The organism is Burkholderia sp. RF7-non_BP4, assembly GCF_001521935.1.
Classification (GTDB): domain Bacteria; phylum Pseudomonadota; class Gammaproteobacteria; order Burkholderiales; family Burkholderiaceae; genus Burkholderia; species Burkholderia diffusa.
The window spans coordinates 71284-89961 of the sequence record NZ_LOTA01000010.1 but is presented as its reverse complement, the minus strand read 5'-3'; the positions used below and the strand labels follow the sequence as shown (position 1 = coordinate 89961).

19 protein-coding genes are annotated in these 18678 nt (G+C 67.1%); 2 read left to right on the top strand and 17 right to left on the bottom strand.

Translation table 11 applies throughout. The features are described from left to right. Positions 1-53 precede the first annotated feature (53 nt). The 17 genes from purF to leuC form a co-directional block, all read right to left on the bottom strand. Positions 54-1586, bottom strand: coding sequence for an amidophosphoribosyltransferase (gene purF, locus WS49_RS04240; protein WP_059524765.1), 1533 nt, complete (start codon positions 1584-1586; stop codon positions 54-56). Positions 1587-1637: 51 nt separating this feature from the next. Next, entirely contained in the window at positions 1638-2132 is a 495-nt protein-coding gene (locus WS49_RS04235; protein WP_059524763.1) for a CvpA family protein, read from the bottom strand. A 6-nt stretch (positions 2133-2138) separates the two neighbouring features. Beyond that, positions 2139-2975, bottom strand: coding sequence for an SPOR domain-containing protein (locus tag WS49_RS04230; protein WP_059524761.1), 837 nt, complete (start codon positions 2973-2975; stop codon positions 2139-2141). Positions 2976-3004: 29 nt separating this feature from the next. After that, positions 3005-4315 carry a bifunctional tetrahydrofolate synthase/dihydrofolate synthase gene (gene folC, locus WS49_RS04225; protein WP_059524759.1) on the bottom strand — a complete coding sequence of 437 codons (1311 nt, stop codon included), beginning with the start codon at positions 4313-4315 and terminating at the stop codon, positions 3005-3007. Positions 4316-4415: 100 nt separating this feature from the next. Continuing rightward, the gene (gene accD, locus WS49_RS04220) at positions 4416-5288 is read right to left on the bottom strand and encodes an acetyl-CoA carboxylase, carboxyltransferase subunit beta (RefSeq protein WP_044843820.1); all 873 of its coding nucleotides are present in this window, start codon (positions 5286-5288) and stop codon (positions 4416-4418) included. Positions 5289-5352: 64 nt separating this feature from the next. Then, positions 5353-6171, bottom strand: a complete 819-nt coding sequence (gene trpA / locus WS49_RS04215; RefSeq protein ID WP_059524757.1) for a tryptophan synthase subunit alpha — start codon at positions 6169-6171, stop codon at positions 5353-5355. A gap of 41 nt (positions 6172-6212) precedes the next feature. Beyond that, the gene (locus WS49_RS04210; protein WP_059524755.1) at positions 6213-7064 is read right to left on the bottom strand and encodes a DNA-methyltransferase; all 852 of its coding nucleotides are present in this window, start codon (positions 7062-7064) and stop codon (positions 6213-6215) included. Between the two features lie 9 nt (positions 7065-7073). Then, positions 7074-8267: a tryptophan synthase subunit beta gene (gene trpB / locus WS49_RS04205; RefSeq protein ID WP_059524753.1), complete on the bottom strand. Its 1194-nt coding sequence runs from the start codon at positions 8265-8267 to the stop codon at positions 7074-7076. 55 nt (positions 8268-8322) lie between these two features. After that, positions 8323-9024 (bottom strand): phosphoribosylanthranilate isomerase, encoded by a 702-nt coding sequence (locus WS49_RS04200; protein WP_059524751.1) that lies wholly within the window; start codon positions 9022-9024, stop codon positions 8323-8325. Continuing rightward, positions 9021-9833, bottom strand: coding sequence for a tRNA pseudouridine(38-40) synthase TruA (gene truA, locus WS49_RS04195; protein WP_059524748.1), 813 nt, complete (start codon positions 9831-9833; stop codon positions 9021-9023). The genes WS49_RS04200 and truA overlap by 4 nt, the downstream gene beginning before the upstream one ends. Continuing rightward, complete coding sequence (locus WS49_RS04190; RefSeq protein ID WP_059524746.1) at positions 9833-11845, bottom strand: FimV/HubP family polar landmark protein; 2013 nt, start codon at positions 11843-11845, stop codon at positions 9833-9835. The genes truA and WS49_RS04190 overlap by 1 nt, the downstream gene beginning before the upstream one ends. A 509-nt stretch (positions 11846-12354) precedes the next feature. Continuing rightward, the gene (asd, locus tag WS49_RS04185; protein ID WP_059466419.1) at positions 12355-13476 is read right to left on the bottom strand and encodes an aspartate-semialdehyde dehydrogenase; all 1122 of its coding nucleotides are present in this window, start codon (positions 13474-13476) and stop codon (positions 12355-12357) included. 82 nt (positions 13477-13558) lie between these two features. Beyond that, positions 13559-13678: a hypothetical protein gene (locus WS49_RS35955; protein ID WP_039319027.1), complete on the bottom strand. Its 120-nt coding sequence runs from the start codon at positions 13676-13678 to the stop codon at positions 13559-13561. Positions 13679-13796: 118 nt separating this feature from the next. Continuing rightward, positions 13797-14864, bottom strand: coding sequence for a 3-isopropylmalate dehydrogenase (leuB, locus tag WS49_RS04175; RefSeq protein WP_059524744.1), 1068 nt, complete (start codon positions 14862-14864; stop codon positions 13797-13799). Positions 14865-14939: 75 nt separating this feature from the next. Then, the gene (gene leuD, locus WS49_RS04170) at positions 14940-15590 is read right to left on the bottom strand and encodes a 3-isopropylmalate dehydratase small subunit (protein ID WP_059524742.1); all 651 of its coding nucleotides are present in this window, start codon (positions 15588-15590) and stop codon (positions 14940-14942) included. Positions 15591-15655: 65 nt separating this feature from the next. Beyond that, positions 15656-15802 carry an entericidin A/B family lipoprotein gene (locus WS49_RS04165; protein WP_059450800.1) on the bottom strand — a complete coding sequence of 49 codons (147 nt, stop codon included), beginning with the start codon at positions 15800-15802 and terminating at the stop codon, positions 15656-15658. 3 nt (positions 15803-15805) lie between these two features. Continuing rightward, positions 15806-17215, bottom strand: coding sequence for a 3-isopropylmalate dehydratase large subunit (gene leuC / locus WS49_RS04160; protein WP_057923944.1), 1410 nt, complete (start codon positions 17213-17215; stop codon positions 15806-15808). A 274-nt stretch (positions 17216-17489) separates the two neighbouring features. On the opposite strand from leuC, the gene WS49_RS04155 reads away from it, so the two are divergent. Beyond that, complete coding sequence (locus WS49_RS04155) at positions 17490-17822, top strand: cupin domain-containing protein (protein ID WP_059524740.1); 333 nt, start codon at positions 17490-17492, stop codon at positions 17820-17822. Between the two features lie 127 nt (positions 17823-17949). Then, positions 17950-18675: a glutathione S-transferase gene (locus WS49_RS04150; protein WP_059525645.1), complete on the top strand. Its 726-nt coding sequence runs from the start codon at positions 17950-17952 to the stop codon at positions 18673-18675. Positions 18676-18678: the final 3 nt, after the last annotated feature.

Here is an 18678-nt window from a genome sequence, read left to right as displayed (position 1 = left end):
AAATCGACGCAAGGCCACATCCTATCACGCTTCGTCGGAAGCGCGCGCCGGCATCACTCGACCGACAGTTGCAGGTTCATCTGCGAACGCGCGGTATCGCCGGCCGTGTCGCGATCGGCCTGCGACGCCGGTGCGAGACGCGCGCGCTCGATCGCATCGAGATACTCGGGCGTCACGGCGCCGGTGATGTAGTTGCCGTCGAAGCACGACGCCTCGAAGCGCTCGAGCTTCGGGTTGATGTCGCGCACCGCGCGGCGCAGGTCGTCGACGTCCTGATAGATCAGGTAGTCGGCGCCGATGATCTTCGCGACTTCATCGTCGGTGCGGCCGTGGGCGACCAGCTCGCCGCGCGTCGGCATGTCGATGCCGTACACGTTCGGGAACTTCACGGGCGGTGCCGCCGACGCGAAGATCACCGACTTCGCGCCCGCATCGCGCGCCATCTGCACGATCTCGTGCGAGGTCGTGCCGCGCACGATCGAATCGTCGACGATCAGCACGTTCTTGTCCTTGAACTCGATGCTCATCGCATTGAGCTTCTGGCGCACCGACTTCTTGCGCACGGCCTGGCCCGGCATGATGAAGGTGCGGCCGACGTAGCGGTTCTTGAAGAAGCCTTCGCGATACTCGACGCCGAGCTTCGCGGCGACCTGCATCGCGGCCGGACGCGACGAATCGGGAATCGGCATCACGACGTCGATCGGCACGTTCGGCAGCTCGCGCTTGATCTTCTCGGCGAGGTAATCGCCCATGCGCAGGCGCACGTTGTAGACGGGCACGCCGTCGAGGCACGAATCCGGACGCGCGAGATACACGTATTCGAACATGCACGGATTCAGCGTCGGGTGCTCCGCGCACTGCTGGCTGTGGAAGTTGCCGGCCTTGTCGATGAAGATCGCTTCGCCCGGCTGCACGTCGCGCACGAATTCGAAGCCGATGCCTTCGACCGCCACCGACTCCGACGCGACCATCCACTCGGTGCCGTGTTCGGTCTCGAGCTTGCCGATGCAGAGCGGGCGGATGCCGAACGGATCGCGGAACGCGAGCAGGCCGTAGCCGGCGATCAGCGACACGATCGCGTACGAGCCCTGCAGGCGGCGATGCACGCCCGCGACCGCCTTGAACACCGCGGCCGGATCGAGCTCGAGGCCCGTCGTCGACAGCTGCAGCTCGTGCGCGAACACGTTGAGCAGCACTTCGCTGTCGGAATTGGTGTTGATGTGCCGGCGGTCGATCCGGAACATCTCGTCCTTCAGCTGTTCCCAGTTCGTCAGGTTGCCGTTGTGCGCGAGGATGATCCCGAACGGCGCGTTCACGTAGAACGGCTGCGCCTCGGCTTCGCTCGACGCCGAGCCGGCCGTCGGATAACGGACCTGACCGATGCCGAAGGTGCCGGGCAGGCTGCGCATGTTGCGCGTGCGGAACACGTCGCGCACCATGCCGTTCGCCTTGTACATGTGGAAATTGCTGCCGTCCGCCGTCGCGATGCCCGCTGCGTCCTGACCGCGATGCTGCAGCAGCAGCAGGCTGTCATAGATCAGCTGATTGACCGGGGATTGGGAGATAACACCTACGATGCCGCACATGGCATGTCCTTCAAGATGACAAAATCGGTTCCGTCCTGCCCGGCCGCGTCGTCACACGCGCACATACTGGGCCATGCCGTCGGGCAGGAGCTGCTTCAGCTCGTGCACGCCCTGTTCGGCGAAAGGACGCAATAGCGCATTGCGCCAGAAATCCTGTTTGGGCAATTCGGTCAGCCCGGCCGCCGCGACCAGCAGCACCACCAGCACGCAGCCGCGGACGAGCCCGAACATCATGCCCAGTGAGCGATCGACTCCGCCGAGGCCCGTCGCCTGCGCGATCCGCGACAACAGCGCGTTCGCGACACCCGCGACGAACACCACGCCGATCACGATCAGCGCGAACGCCAGCACCCACTGTGTCAGCGCGCCGCCCGGCCAGTTCGCCGGGATATATGGCACGACCAGTCCGACATAGCGGGCCGCGATCGCAATCGCCGCGATCCAGCCGATCAGCCCGAAAATCTCCGAGACGAAACCGCGCCATGCGCCACGCAGCGCAGACAACGCGATCACCGCCAATACAGCGTAGTCGAAAGCCGTCAGCATCGCACGTTACTGCGTGAGTCCGGCTTCGCGCACCTTCGCGATCGCGGCGGACGCCGCCGCGCGATCCGCGAACGGGCCGGCACGCAGCAGTGTAGCCGTGCTGCCATCCGCCTGCTTGCGATGTTCGACATATGCGGGCACACCCGCCGATTTCAACTTGGTGGCCCACGAACGGGCCGTTGCGTCGTCCTTGAACGAACCGAGCTGCACCGCGAAGCGCGCACCGGCCGGCGACGCCGGCGACGATGCGTCGCCGCTGTCGGCCGCGGCATCCGCGTTCGCGACCGTCGCGGGCGCCGGTTTCGGCGCGGCCGGCTTCGGTGCGGGTGCGACCGTGGCCGGCTTCGCAGCGGGCTTCGGCGGCGTCACGCTCGCCGTGGTCGTCGGGGTCGTGGTATCGGGCTTCGCGGCCGGCTTGGCCGCGGGCGCGGGCACGGCCGCCACGGCGACATCGGATGCCGGCGGTTCGTCGTGCGCGACGCCCGCCTGCACGTCGGACGCGTCGTCGTCGCGCGGTGCCACCGCCTGATGCGCGGGCCGGTTCGGGATGTCGATCGCGATGTCGTCCGTCACCGGCTTCGGGTGCGAATCGAGCACCATCGGCAGCACGATCACCGCGGCGACGACGAGCGCGATCGCGCCGACGAGACGCCGGCGGGCGCGTTGCTTTTCTGGAAGGGTCGGATCGAGGAGCAGTGCGTCCGATTCCGGACGCTCGGTGCGGCGCGTGCGTCGCTCGACGCGTTCAGTGCGCTCCGTGCGCACGTTCCGGGAGGCCCCGGTACGACCGCCGCGCCGCGGGGGCGCGTCGTCGTCTTTCTTGCCGAACGAGAAAATTCCCATGAATGGCTGAGTCCGAAACTGCCCGTCAGTCAGTGTTGCTGCGATTTCCGGTAGGCCATCACACCTGCCACCGTATGGAAACTGCCGAAAACCACGATTCTATCATTCTCGGATGCTCTTTTTAGTGCATCGCGAAACGCTTCGGCGGGCGACGCGAACCGCGTCACGCTCGAATCGGCCCCCTCCTCCACGCCGGCCTTGCGCAGCGCGGCTTCGAGCTGCTCCGCGCTCGCCGCGCGCGGCAGCGGCAGGTCGGTCACGCACCAGTGGTCGATCTCGCCCTTCAGATGCTGCAACACGCCGTCGATGTCCTTGTCGTGCATCGCGCCGAACACCGCGTACGTGTACGGGAAGAAGCCCATGTTGCCGAGATTCTGCTCGAGCACGGCCGCCGCATGCGGGTTGTGCGCGACGTCCAGCACGATCGCCGGCTTGCCGGGCAGCACCTGGAAGCGCCCCGGCAGTTCGACGTTGGCGAGCCCGAGCCGGATGTCCTGCGCGGACACCGGCAGCACCGGGCGCAGCGCCTCGAGCGCGGCCAGCGCGGCCGATGCATTGATCAGCTGATTCGCACCGCGCAGCGCCGGATACGCGAGCGCCGGATAGCGCTTCTCGCGGCCGAGGTAGCTCCATTGCTGGCGCTCGGCGCCCGGCTGCGCTTCGTAGCGGAAATCGCGACCGACCAGCCACAGGTCGGCGCCGATCGCTTCGGCATGCTCGACCAGCGTGTTCGGCACCGCGGGGTCGCCGCAGATCGCCGGCTTGCCCGCGCGGAAGATCCCCGCTTTCTCGAATGCGATCTTCTCGCGCGTGTCGCCGAGGTATTCGGTGTGGTCGATGTCGATGCTCGTGACGATCGCGCAATCGGTATCGATGATGTTGACCGCATCGAGCCGGCCGCCGAGGCCGACTTCGAGGATCACCGCGTCGAGCCCGCGCGACGCGAACAGGTGCAGGATCGCGAGCGTCGTGAATTCGAAGTACGTGAGCGACACCGGCTCGGGCAGCGACGTGCGCGCCGCCTCGACGGCTTCGAAGTGCGGCAGCAGCTCCGCGTCGCTCACCTGCCGGCCGTTCACGCGCGCGCGCTCGCCGAATTCGAGCAGGTGCGGCGACGTGTGGCAACCGACCTTGTAGCCCGCATGAACGAGGATCGCCTCGAGGAACGCGCAGGTCGAACCCTTGCCGTTCGTGCCGCCGACCGTGATCACGGGGCACGCGAATTCGAGCTGCAACGCCGCCTTGACCTGCCCGATGCGGGTGAGGCCCATGTCGATGCCGACCGGGTGCGCGCGTTCGAGATGCGAAAGCCACGCGTCGAGAGTGGGAAAAGTGCTCATCGGATCAAATCTGAATCGGTACCGCCACTACGCCAAAAAACGAAACGCGCCGCCCGGCGGTTCAGCCGGGCGACGCGCGCAGTTCACAACGCCGCGCCAATCAGGCCAGCGCGTCGGCCGGCTGTCGCTGCAGCAGCGCGAGCAATTGCGCGATCTCGTCGCGCATCTTGCGGCGGTCGACGATCATGTCGATCGCGCCGGTCTTCAGCAGGAATTCCGCGCGCTGGAAGCCTTCCGGCAGTTTCTCGCGAACCGTCTGCTCGATCACGCGCGGGCCGGCGAAGCCGATCAGCGCCTTCGGCTCGGCGATCACGACGTCGCCGAGGAACGCGAAGCTCGCCGACACACCGCCCATCGTCGGGTCGGTCAGCACCGAGATGAACGGCAGCTTGGCTTCGGCCAGCTTGGTCAGCATCGCGGTGGTCTTGGCCATCTGCATCAGCGACAGCAGGCTTTCCTGCATCCGCGCGCCGCCCGACGCCGTGAAGCAGATGAACGGCACCTGCTGCTCCAGCGCATTCTGCGCGCCGCGCGCGAAGCGCTCGCCCACGACCGAGCCCATCGAGCCGCCCATGAACGAGAATTCGAAGCAGGCCGCGACGACGGGCAGCGTGTGGATCGCGCCGCCCATCACGACCATCGCGTCGGTCTCGCCCGTTTCGTCCATCGCTTCCTTCAGACGATCGGGATACTTGCGGCTGTCCTTGAACTTCAGCGAGTCGACCGGCACGATTTCCTGGCCGATTTCATAGCGGCCTTCCGGATCGAGCAGCCCGTCGAGACGCTCGCGCGCACCGATGCGCATGTGGTGATCGCACTTCGGGCACACGTGCAGGTTCGCGTCCACGTCGTTGCGGTACAGCACGGCCTCGCAGGACGGGCACTTGACCCACAGGCCTTCCGGAATGCCCTTGCGGCTTTTCGGGTCGGTCTGCTTGATCTTCGGCGGCAACAGTTTGTCGAGCCAGCTCATCGTATGGTTTCCTGTTCCGTGGCGGGGCGGGCCGACCGGCCCGTTCCCGCTTCCTGTGTTGTGTTTATCGCGCCGTCTTGCCGGCGCCGTCCAGGGCGGCGCGCAGCTCGGCGATGAAAGTCTTCAGCGCGGCGGCGGCGCCTTCCGGCGCGGCGCTCTCGAGCAGCTGCACCAGGCGGCTGCCGATCACGACGGCGTCCGACACTTCGGCCACCGCGCGCGCCGTTTCGGCGTCGCGGATGCCGAAGCCGACACCCACCGGAACCGGCACGCGCGACTTGATGGCCGGGATTTTACCCGCAATGCTCGAAACATCCAGATTTCCGGCGCCGGTCACGCCCTTGAGCGACACGTAGTACACGTAGCCGCTCGCGATCTTGCCCACGTCGGCGATGCGTTCGTCGGTCGACGTCGGCGCGAGCAGGAAGATCGGATCGATCTGCACGGCACGCATTTTCTCGGCGAACACGCCCGCTTCCTCGGGCGGATAGTCGACGACGAGCACGCCGTCGACGCCGGCCGCCTGCGCTTCGGTCGCGAACGTGTCGACGCCCATCCGCTCGATCGGGTTCGCATAACCCATCAGCACGACGGGGGTTTTCCGGTCGGTCTCGCGGAAGCGCTTCACGTCGGCGAGCACGCTCTTCAGCGTGACGCCGCGCGCGAGCGCGCGCTCCGACGAGCGCTGGATCACCGGGCCGTCGGCCATCGGGTCCGAGAACGGCACGCCGAGCTCGATGACGTCGGCGCCGCCTTCGGCGAGCGCGTGCATAAATTCGACGGTCTTCGCGGGATCGGGATCGCCGGCCGTGATGAACGGGATCAGGCCCTTGCGGCCTTGTTCGGCGAGTGCGGCGAAGGTCTGCTGGATACGGGAGGACATGGCAATTTTCCTTGATGCGATCGGCACTGCGGCGGCGCGACTCACGCGCACGCCGGCGTGGCGAGCGCATTCACGCGCTCGTGCGCGATCGCGCAATAACTTTCGTTGATCTCGTAGCCGACGAAGTCGCGCCCCTGCCGTGCGCAGGCCACCGCGGTCGTGCCGCTGCCCATGAACGGATCGAGCACGCGGCCGCCCGGCGGGCAGCTAGCGAGCACCATCCGCTCGATGATTTCCAGCGGCTTCTGGGTCGGATGATCGACGCGCTCCGCGTGCTGCCGGTGCAGGCGCGAGACCGACCAGACGTCCTTCGGGTTGTAGCCCATCTCCAGCCACTTGCTGCCTTCGAACAGCTTGCGCGAGCGGGCCTTCTTCGTGTCGGCGTCGTATGGGATGCGGACCGGATCGAGATCGAAGTAATACGCCTTGGAAACCGCGAAAAAGCCAATGTTGTCGTGCACCGACGTGAAACGGCGCGTCGTGCCGCCCATGCTCGGCACGCGCCGGTCCCAGATGATCTCGTTAACCATCGTGAGCTTCGTCTTCAGGAAGCTGAAGATTTCCGGCGCGTACTGCCACGTGCAGAAGATGTACATCGACCCGCTCGGCTTGAGCTTCGGGATCGCGAGCTCGAGCCACTCGCGCGTCCACGCGAGAAAGTCGTCGCCCGAGCGCTTGTCCGAGTCGTTGCCGTAGTCCTTGCCGAGCCCGTACGGCGGATCGGCGACGATCAGGTCGATCGACGCATCCGGCAGGCGCGCGGCTTCGGACATGAAATCGCGGTTGTGCAGCTCGATCCCGGACGGCAGCGCGCACGGCACGGCGACGGCGGACTGCACCGCCTCCGCTTCGCTCGCGGCGCCGCCGCCCGGTTGTTCGATCAGGTCACGCATCGGTCGGGGTCAGAGCGCGATGCCCGATCGCTCGGCGACCGTGTGCATGTCCTTGTCGCCGCGGCCCGACAGGTTGACGAGCAGGATCTTGTCCTTCGGCAACGTCGGCGCGAGCTTCACGCCATACGCGATCGCGTGGCTCGACTCAAGCGCGGGGATGATCCCCTCGATCCGGCAGCAGTCGTGGAACGCCTTCAGCGCCTCTTCGTCGGTGATCGGCACGTACTGCGCGCGGCCGCTGTCCTTCAGCCATGCGTGCTCGGGACCGACGCCCGGATAGTCGAGCCCGGCCGACACCGAATGCGTCTCGATGATCTGGCCGTTGTCGTCCTGCAGCAGGTACGTGCGGTTGCCGTGCAGCACGCCGGGGCTGCCGGCGATCAGCGACGCCGCGTGACGGCCGGTGTCGAGGCCGTCGCCGGCCGCTTCGACGCCGATCAGCTGCACCGACGTGTCGTCGATGTACGGATAGAAGATGCCCATCGCGTTCGAGCCGCCGCCGACGCACGCAATCACCGCGTCCGGCTGCCGGCCGGCGAGTTCCGGCATCTGCACCTTGCACTCGTCGCCGATCACGCGCTGGAAGTCGCGCACCATCGCCGGATACGGGTGCGGGCCCGCGACCGTGCCGATGATGTAGAACGTGCTTTCGATGTTCGTGACCCAGTCGCGCATAGCTTCGTTCAGCGCGTCCTTCAACGTGCGCGAACCCGATTCGACCGGCACGACCGTCGCGCCAAGCAGCTTCATCCGGTAGACGTTCGCGGCCTGGCGGCGCACGTCCTCGGCGCCCATGTAGACGATGCACTCCATCCCGAAACGCGCGCAGATCGTCGCGGTCGCGACGCCGTGCTGGCCGGCGCCGGTTTCGGCGATCACGCGCTTCTTGCCCATCCGCTTCGCGAGCAGCGCCTGGCCGATGACGTTGTTGATCTTGTGCGCGCCGGTGTGGTTCAGGTCCTCGCGCTTCAGGTAGATCTGCGCGCCGCCGAGCATCTCGCTCCAGCGCTGCGCGTGATAGATCGGCGACGGACGACCGACGAAATACTTGAGTTCGCGCTCGTATTCGGCGACGAAATCGGGGTCATTGCGGAATTTTTCGTACGCCGTTCGCAGTTCGTCCAGCGCGTGAATCAGCGTTTCGGCGACGAACACGCCGCCATACGGGCCGAAGTGGCCGTGATCATCAGGAAGGTTGTACATGGTGTCACTCTCGATTGGTCGGCGCGCCCCGCTGTCGGGGCCGCGCCGGCTTGCATCACCCGGCGTCCGCTTCGCGCACCGCGCGTACGAACGCCGCCATCCGGGCGTGATCCTTCACGCCCTTCGCGCCGTCCACTTCGATGCCGCTCGAGACATCGACAGCAAACGGGCGCAGCTGGCGGATCGCATCACCGACGTTTTGCGCGTTCAAGCCACCACTCAAAACGGCCCGATGCGCGAGCTCTGCGGGAATAAGTGACCAATCGAAGACCTTGCCGCTACCGCCGTAATCCGGCACCAGGGTGTCGAACAGGAGGCCGCGCGCTTTCGAATAATGAAGAGCCGATTCTACCAAATCGGCCGGCTGCGTCGAGGGGCCGACGCGCACCGCGCGCAACCACGGCAGACGTGCCGCGCGGCCGAGGGCGTCGCACTGCTCGGGCGTCTCGTCGCCGTGGAATTGCAGCACCGTGAGCGGCACGTCGCGCACGACCGCCTCGATCTCGGCTTCGGTCGCGTTCACGAACAGCCCGACCACCGACACGAACGGCGGCGCGAGGCGTGCAAGCTCGGCCGCCTGCGCGATCGACACCGCGCGCGGGCTCTTCGGATAGAACACGAGGCCGATCGCGTCGGCGCCGAGCGCGGCGGCGTACAGCACGTCCTCGGGGCGCGACAGACCGCACAGCTTGATGCGCGTGCGCGGCGCGAGGCCGGCCGCGGCGGGAGTCGGGGAAGACACGGCGTGATCCGTCATGGTTGTGGGTCCAGGTCGGCCCAGACGCTGCTCCACGGCACGCTGCCGAGCTGCGCGGGCGGGACGGCGAATTCCGTCGGGTAGCCGACATGGGCGAGATACAGCCCGTCGGCCATGAACGTGGGCGCGGCGAGATTGCGGTCGCGCCCGGCCAGCACGTCGGCGAGCCAGTCCGCCGGATAGCGGCCGCGTCCGACCGCGACGAGGCAGCCCATCAGGTTGCGCACCATGTGGTGAAGGAACGCGTTCGCGCGGAAGCGGAAATGAATGAAGTGGCCCGCACGCCGCACGTCGATCTGGTACAGGTGTTTGACCGGCGTCTTCGACTGGCATTCCGACGACCGGAACGACGAGAAGTCGTGCTCGCCGATCAGGTGCGCGGCGGCGACGCGCATTGCGTCGTCGTCGAGCGGCGTGTGGATCCAGCCGGCCCGACCGGCCAGCATCGGCGAGCGCACGGGGTGCACGTACAGTGCGTAGTAGTAGGTGCGTTCGAACGCCGAGAAACGCGCATGGAACGTGTCCGGCATCGGCTTCGCCCACTGCACGGAAACGGTCGGCGGCAGGAACGCGTTGGTGCCGCGCACCCACGAGAAATCCGCGCGATCGAGGTCCGTGTCGAAGTGCACGACCTGCCCGAGCCCGTGCACGCCCGTGTCGGTTCGTCCCGCGACCGTCGTGTGCAGCGGCACGCACGCGAATTCGCCGAGCGCGCGCTCGAGCGCGTCCTGCACGGTCTTGCCGTGCGGCTGCGCCTGCCAGCCGCAGAACGCGGCGCCGTCGTACTGAATCCCCAGCGCGATCCGCATCACGCCTCTTCCGCCAGTTTCGCGAGCAGCGCGCGCGCATCGTCGCGCGTCGCGGCGTCGTTCGCATCGACGACTTCCTGCAGCAGCGTGCGCGCGCCGGACAGGTCGCCCAGCTCGACGTACTCGGACGCGAGATCCAACTTGTTGCGTGCGATGCGCGCGAGCTCTTCCGGTGTCAGCGCGGGCAGCACGGCGCCCGGCGCGGACGGCAGGTCGAGATCGAAATCCAGCTTCAACGCGCCGAACTGCGCGCCGCCGAGCGGCGGCAGCGACGACGGCGCGGACGCGCCACCCGCGCGCGGCGCGGGCGTTGACGCATCCGGATCCCAGTCGAACTCGTCGTCCTGGTCGACCGGGTGCTCCGGCAACGGATCGTTCGCACCAACGGGCGGGTGCGACGCGGATTGACCGTTAGTTGCGACTTGCTCGCTTTCGGCTTGCCCTTCCCGAGCGGCCGGCTCTTCTGCCGTACGCGGCGGCAGCGGCATGTCGAGGCTGTTCAGCGCGCTGATCGCGTTCTGCATCAGTGCCGCGTGCTGATCGTCGTTCGTCGCCGGCGCGGCGGGCTTCGCGTCGTGCGGTGCCGGCTCTGCGGCGGGCGCGGCCGGCGCTTCCTTTTGATCGTCTTGCGACGGCGTTGCCGCTTCCGGTGACGAAGGCACGTCGAGATCGCGCGTTTCAGCCACCTCCGCCGCTACCGCAGCGGCCGAAACGAGATTCACATCGGCGGCTGCGTCGCGTGCGACCGGTGTCTCAGGAAGAATCGGCGGCACGGGTTCGACGGGCGACGATGATGCGCCGGCATCCGAAGCAGCCGCCCCGCCGGATTCCGCGGCGACCGCCTCGGCGCGCCGCGCTTTCCGGCGCTTGCGCCATGCGAAGCCGGCTGCGAGAACGACCACCGCCGCGCCAGCCGCCGCGGCCGGGCGCCAGTCGATCTGTTCGGAATCGCGCGCGAGCGGCGTCGCCGTCACGGGCGCGGCCGGCTGCACGGGCGCCGATGCCGGCTGCGCCGCACTGGCGGCCTCGCCGGACGCCGCCTCGCTCGCGGCGGGCGACGACGCGGCAGCAGATGCGCCGTCATTCGCGGCGGGACGCGGGGCAGCAGGCGCCGGCGCGGGTGCAACGTTGTTCGTCGCGGCCGGCTTGCCGATTCCGTGTTTCTGCAGCTCCATCAGCACGCGATTCTTCAGCGCGAGCAGTTGCTGCAGGCTCGACGGCCGCGGCTGCGACGCGCCCGCGACGGGTGCCGCCGCGGATGGTTCGTGCATGCCTTGAGCCTGGCCGCCTTGCGCGGGCTGGATGGCGGCTTCGCTCGCGGACGACGGAGTCGCGGACTGAATCGCGCCGCTCCACACATGCGGCCCGCTTGCACCGGCCGCAGGCGCGGCCGGCTGAACGGGCTCGACCGTCGATGCGCCATGCGCGGCGGACGCGCCGGTCGAAGCCGATGCCCCTGCCACGACTGCCGCCGCTGCGACACTTGCGCCGCTGACGGGTGCCGCATGTGCAGCCGGCGCCGTTTGCACGGCCGACCCCGGATGCGGCGCGGACGCGCCATGCTGCGTCGCCACAGCCGCAGCCGCGGCCGCACTCGACGCGGCGGCCACCGCGGACGCGGCCGATGCACCTGACGCACCTGACGCACCGGCCGCCGCGAGTGCCGCGCCCGTCGCGTCGAGCGCCGGCACCGTCAGCGTCGCGCCGACTTTCAGGCGGCTCGGGTCGCGCTTCATGAATGCCTGCGGGTTGGCGTCGAACAGCGCGCGTCCGGCACGCGCGAGCACGCCCGGATCGTGCGACTGCGTGGCCGCCTTTGCGAGATCGTTCAGCGACTGGCCGGGCTGGACCGTCACGGTGAGCGGCGCGGGGCCGCCTGCAGCGGAAGCCGGCAGTTCGACGGTGCCGGCCGCCCAGGCCGACGCGGCCGCGCCGAGTGCCAGGATCGCCAGCGCGCCGCGTACGGCGCGCGACAGACGGGACTGACGCGGAAACAAGGAAATTCGGGACATCGTAGGCTCTATCGCCGCGCGCGGGCGCGGCTCGGATTCGCGTAGGGAAGCGTCAATAAAGTCGCCGCAGAAATGCAAAAGCGTCGCGCAGAACGCGACGCTTTCGGCGACTCTGCGCGTCGTAACCGCATAGTTTACTTCACGCGATCAGGTTCCGGCCGAATTCGTCGCCGGCGGATGCGGCCGCCCATGCCGATGCATCGGCGCAACCGCTATTCGCACCGCGCCGCCGGCGCGCGGATCGCGCGCCCGCCATGCCGATCCTCACCATCAATCGTGCACGGCAGTTTTATCAAAAAGGGGGCATCAATCGATGACGATTGTTGCGGCCGCATCGCTCCGGGAATGAGTTCATGCCCGTATCGTTCGCGTCGCGCCCCTCTCGCAAGCATCTCGGGTTTTCGCCCGCATGCCGCCGCGCCAACCAATAAAAAACGCCTGCCGCCCCGCGAAGGGCAGGCAGGCGTTTCGCGTCGCGCGCCGACGGGGCGCGCAGCGCGGCCCGATCCTTACTTGTCGAGCAGGATGCGCAGCATGCGGCGCAGCGGCTCGGCCGCGCCCCACAGCAGTTGATCGCCGACCGTGAACGCCGACAGGTATTCGCCGCCCATCGCAAGCTTGCGCAGGCGACCGACCGGCACCGTCAGCGTGCCGGTGATCTTCGCCGGCGACAGGTCGCGCATCGACGCTTCGCGCTCGTTCGGCACGACCTTCACCCAGTCGTTCGCCGACGCGAGGATGCCGTTGATTTCGTCCAGCGGGACGTCCTTCTTCAGCTTGATCGTCAGCGCCTGCGAATGGCAGCGCATCGCGCCGATCCGCACGCACAGCCCGTCGACCGGGATCGAACCCGGCTCGCCCATGGCCGGCTTGCCGAGGATCTTGTTGGTTTCCGCGCCGCCCTTCCACTCTTCCTTCGACATCCCGTTGCCGAGATCCTTGTCGATCCACGGAATCAGCGAACCCGCGAGCGGCACGCCGAACTGGCTCGTCGGCATTGCATCGCTGTTCATCGTCGCGAGCACGCGGCGGTCGATGTCGAGAATCGCGGAAGCCGGATCGGCGAGCTGTTCCTGCACCGAACCGTGCAGCGCGCCCATCTGCGACAGCAGTTCACGCATGTTCTGCGCGCCCGCGCCCGATGCGGCCTGGTAGGTCATCGCCGTCATCCAGTCGACGAGGTTCTCGCGGAACAGGCCGCCGAGCGCCATCAGCATCAGGCTGACCGTGCAGTTGCCGCCGACGAAGTTCTTCGTGCCCTTGACGAGCGCGTCCTTGATCACGTCGAGGTTGACCGGATCGAGGATGATGACCGCGTCGTCCTGCATCCGCAGCGACGAGGCCGCGTCGATCCAGTAGCCGTTCCAGCCGGCCGCGCGCAGCTTCGGAAACACGTCGTTCGTGTAGTCGCCGCCCTGGCACGTGATGATTACGTCGCACTTCTTCAGCTCGTCGACGTTGGTCGCGTCCTTGAGCGTAGTCTCGTTTTTCGCGAACGACGGCGCCTTGCCGCCCGTGTTGCTGGTGCTGAAAAACACCGGTTCGATCAGGTCGAAATCACCTTCTTCCTGCATGCGTTGCATCAGCACGCTGCCGACCATGCCGCGCCAACCTACGAGACCTACGTTCATGACTAACCCTTTGAATGGAGCTTCCCCGCCATTTCCGCCCCCGGCGTGACCGCGCGGGGAAACAGGCGGGCACGACGGACGATCAGCGTTTAATGATCGTTTTCGTGGTAATGGTTTTCGTGATGACGATGGCGCGCGTACCCGCACGGGCAGTGTTGCCGTGGAGTTTCAGGACCGGGGAGATCAGGGAAATCAGCGCCATCGTTCGAGTCTACACAAAGCCGGTTGGCCGCACAACGGCCAACCACGCGCGAACCGGCCGATTTCGCGGCCCGTTCGCGCCCTTTCTACAATTCACCGCTGCTGCATTGCCGTGCGCGTTACAGCGCAGCGACCACCGCGTCGCCCATCGCCGCCGTGCCGACCTGCTTGCAGCCCGGCGTCGCGATGTCGCCCGTTCGATAGCCTTGTTCGAGCACCGTTTTCACCGCGCGCTCGATGCGATCGGCCTGCTCCGCGCGATTCAGCGAGTAGCGCAGCAGCATCGCGGCCGACAGGATCGTCGCCAGCGGGTTCGCGATGCCTTTGCCCGCGATGTCCGGCGCCGAACCGTGCGACGGCTCGTACAGGCCCTTGTTGTTCTTGTCGAGCGACGCCGACGGCAGCATGCCGATCGAGCCCGTCAGCATCGACGCTTCATCCGACAGGATGTCGCCGAACATGTTGCCGGTCACGATCACGTCGAACTGCTTCGGCGCCTTCGCGAGCTGCATCGCCGCGTTGTCGACGTACATGTGCGACAACTCGACGTCCGCGTATTCCTTCGACACGTCGATCATGATGTCGCGCCAGAATTGCGACGTTTCGAGCACGTTCGACTTGTCGACCGACAGCAGCTTCTTCGCACGCTTGCGCGCGGCCTGGAACGCGACGTGCGCGATGCGGCGCACTTCCGGTTCCGAATAGCGCATCGTGTCGAAACCCTCGCGCTCACCGGCGAACGGGCCGTCGGGAGCGGCACGCACGCCGCGCGGCTGGCCGAAGTAGATGTCGCCGTTCAGCTCGCGCACGATCAGGATGTCGAGGCCCGCGACCAGCTCCGGCTTCAGCGGCGACGCGTCGACGAGTTGCGGATAGCAGATCGCCGGGCGGAAGTTCGCGAACAATTCGAGATGCTTGCGCAGCCCGAGGATCGCCTGCTCGGGGCGCAGCGCGCGCTCGAGCGAGTCGTACTTCCAGTCGCCGACCGCGCCGAACAGGATCGCGTCGGCTTCCTTCGCGAGTTTCAGCGTCGCGTCCGGCAGCGGATGACCGCTCGCCTCGTAGCCCGCGCCGCCAACCGGCGCCTGTTCGAGTTCGAACTTCTCGTCGAGGGCGTTCAGCACCTTGACCGCTTCGTTGACGATTTCCGGACCGATGCCGTCGCCGGGCAGCACTGCAATCTTCATGCGTTATTCCTGACTGGGTAGGTATGAGTGGCAGGTCGGCGAGCGCGCGTCATGCGCGCCCGCCCGGAGGCAATCTCAGCCGACCAGCTTGTTGTTGAGCCACGGCTGCTTCGCGAGCCGCTCGGCTTCGAACTGGCGGATCTTGTCCGCGTGACGCAGCGTCAGGCCGATGTCGTCGAAACCGTTCAGCAGGCAGTACTTGCGGAACGCGGTGATGTCGAACGCATACTCGCGGCCGTCGCCCGTGCGCACGACCTGCGCGTCGAGGTCGATCGTCAGCTGATAGCCGTTGAACGCGTACGTGTCGTTGAACAGGTGATCGACCTGCTGCTCGGTCAGCACGATCGGCAGCAGCCCGTTCTTGTAGCAGTTGTTGAAGAAGATGTCGGCGAAGCTCGGCGCGATGATCGCGCGGAAGCCGTACTGCTGCAGCGCCCACGGCGCGTGCTCGCGCGAGCTGCCGCAGCCGAAGTTCTTGCGTGCGAGCAGCACCGATGCGCCCTGGTAGCGCGGCTGGTTCAGCACGAAGTCCGGGTTCAGCGGGCGCTTCGAGTTGTCCTGGCCCGGCTCGCCGTGATCGAGGTAACGCCATTCGTCGAACGCGTTCGGACCGAAGCCCGTGCGCTTGATCGACTTCAGGAACTGCTTCGGGATGATCGCGTCGGTGTCGACGTTCTCGCGATCGAGCGGCGCCACGACGCCGGTATGCACATTGAATTTTTCCATGATCCGTCTATCCGGTTGAAGGGCCGGCATTCAGCCGGCGCACATCGACAAATTCTCGGCGGATGTCACTCCGCGGCGCGCTGCAGCGCGTTGCCGGCGGCATTGACGTCCTGGCCGAAGCCTCGGACGGTATTGCAACCCGCAAGGCCGAAGCCCAGCCCCGCGAGCGCCAGCGCGGCAACCAGCCGCGCGATGAGCTTCGATGCCGTCACGCGTTACCCCAGCTTGCGAATGTCGACGAAATGGCCTTCGATCGCCGCCGCCGCCGCCATCGCGGGGCTCACCAGGTGCGTGCGACCGCCCGCGCCCTGCCGGCCTTCGAAGTTGCGGTTCGACGTCGATGCGCAGCGCTCGCCCGGATCGAGCCGGTCGGCGTTCATCGCGAGGCACATCGAGCAGCCCGGCTCGCGCCATTCGAAGCCCGCATCCGTGAACACCTTGTCGAGGCCTTCGCGCTCGGCCTGCGCCTTCACGAGGCCCGAGCCCGGCACGACCATCGCCAGGCGCACGTTCGATGCGATGCGGCGATTCAGCTTCTTCACGACGTACGCGGCCGCGCGGATGTCCTCGATGCGCGCGTTCGTGCACGAACCGATGAAGATCTTGTCGACCTTGATCGACTCGATCGGCGTGTTCGGTTCGAGCGCCATGTAGGCCAGCGCGCGTTCCATCGCGTCGCGCTTGACCGGATCCTTTTCGCGCTCGGGATCGGGCACGCGACCATCGATCGACGTAACCATTTCCGGCGACGTGCCCCACGTGACCTGCGGGACGATCTCGGCCGCGTTCAGCTCGACGACGCGGTCGAACTGCGCGCCTTCGTCGGACTTGAATTCGCGCCAGTATTCGACGGCCTGGTCCCATTCCGCGCCGGTCGGCACGAACGGACGGCCCTTCAGGTAATCGATCGTCGTGTCGTCGACGGCGACCATGCCCGCACGCGCGCCGGCTTCGATCGCCATGTTGCAGACGGTCATCCGGCCTTCCATCGTCAGCGCGCGGATCGTCGAGCCGCCGAATTCGATCGCGTAGCCCGTGCCGCCTGCCGTGCCGATCTTGCCGATGATCGCGAGCACGATGTCCTTCGCGGTACAGCCGCGCGGCAGGGCACCCTCGACCTTCACGAGCATGTTCTTGCTCTTTTTCTGCAGCAGGGTTTGCGTCGCGAGCACGTGCTCGACTTCCGACGTGCCGATGCCGTGCGCGAGCGCGCCGAACGCGCCGTGCGTCGACGTATGCGAATCGCCGCAGACGATCGTCATGCCCGGCAGCGTCGCGCCCTGCTCCGGCCCGATGATGTGCACGATGCCCTGGCGCACGTCGTTCATCTTGAACTGCGTGATGCCGAACGCGTCGCAGTTCGCGTCGAGCGTGTCGACCTGCAGCTTCGAGACCGGATCGGCAATGCCGTGGCTGCGATCCGTGGTCGGGACGTTGTGGTCCGACACGGCCAGGTTCGCGCTGATGCGCCACACCGGGCGGTGCGCGACGTTCAGCCCTTCGAACGCCTGCGGGCTCGTGACTTCGTGCAGCAGCTGACGGTCGATGTAGAGCAATGCCGTGCCGTCGTCCTCGGTGTGGACGACGTGGGTATTCCACAGTTTGTCGTAGAGAGTCTGTGCCATGGGTATGCGGGGTCGTTGTGACTACAAGCCTTGCGGATGCGGTCGATTATGCCACGCAGAACGCGCCACGGCGCAGGCCCGGCGCGAAAAAACCCATTAAAAACAGTGGTTTGGCTGGTAGTGCCAATACCTGTATCGGCATTACCAGCCAAACGGCAGCATCGGACACCGCGACGCCCCGCGCTCGCGACGTTCGCCTCGAGGCGGATTCCGGCATACGATGGGACGACGGACGTCTGCCTGTCCCCACGGTCCGGAACCGGAGCCCACGACGATGAAGCTCGGCATCAACGAATCGCTCGCCCGCCTCGACGATGAAGGCACGCCGTTCACGACGCTGTTTCGCCACGGCACGCTCGACGTCGAGCTGTACCGGCCGCGCGGCGAGGACCTGCAGACGCCGCATACGCGCGACGAGGTCTACGTGATCGCCACCGGCACGTCCCGTTTCGTCGTCGACGGACGCGAATGCGGCGTCGCGGCGGGCGACGTGGTGTTCGTCCCCGCATTCGCGTCGCACCGTTTCGTCGGTTTCTCCGACGACTTCTCGACCTGGGTGTTCTTCTACGGCCCCGAAGGCGGCGAGCGCGACGCGCGCGGTGCATGAAGCGCGCCAAGCACCGCGCGTCACGCACGATCTCCTAGACTGTCTATTCGCAACGGGCGGCGCGGCCGCCCTCCCCGCCATCACGATGCGCGCATCGCCCGGCGCATCGACCGGACAGGAGCACGGCATGCGTTACGAACTCTATTACTGGCCCGAGATCCAGGGTCGCGGCGAATACGTGCGGCTCGCGCTCGAGGCAGCCGAGGCCGACTATGTCGACGTCGCGCGCGAATCGGGGCGCGGCATGGGCGTATCGGCAATGATGCGGCTGATGGACAGCACGAAGACCGAATGCGTGCCGTTCGCACCGCCGTTCCTGAAGGCCGGCGACGTGCTCGTCGGACAGACCGCGAACATTCTGCTGTTTCTCGGCGCACGGCTCGGGCTCGCGCCCGCCGACGAAGCCGGACGGCTGTGGGTGCATCAGCTCCAGCTGACCGTCGCCGATTTCGTCACCGAGATCCACGACACGCATCACCCGATCGGCAGCGGCCTGTACTACGAGGACCAGAAGGCCGAGGCCGCCGAGCGCGCGGCCGATTTCCTCGCGCACCGCCTGCCGAAGTTCCTCGGCTACTTCGATCGCGTGCTGGAGCAGAATCCGCACAAAGGCGGCTATATCGCCGGCAGCGCGCTCAGTTATGCGGACCTGTCGATGTTTCAGTTGATCGAAGGGCTGCGCTACGCGTTCCCGAAGGCGATGAAGCGCGCGGAGCGCAAGGTCGCGGGGCTCGTCGGCGTGCACGACCGCGTTGCACGGCATCCGCCCGTCGCGCGCTATCTGGAGTCGGCGCGCCGCATCCCGTTCAACGACATGGGGATCTTCCGGCACTATCCGGAGCTGGACAAGTAGCGC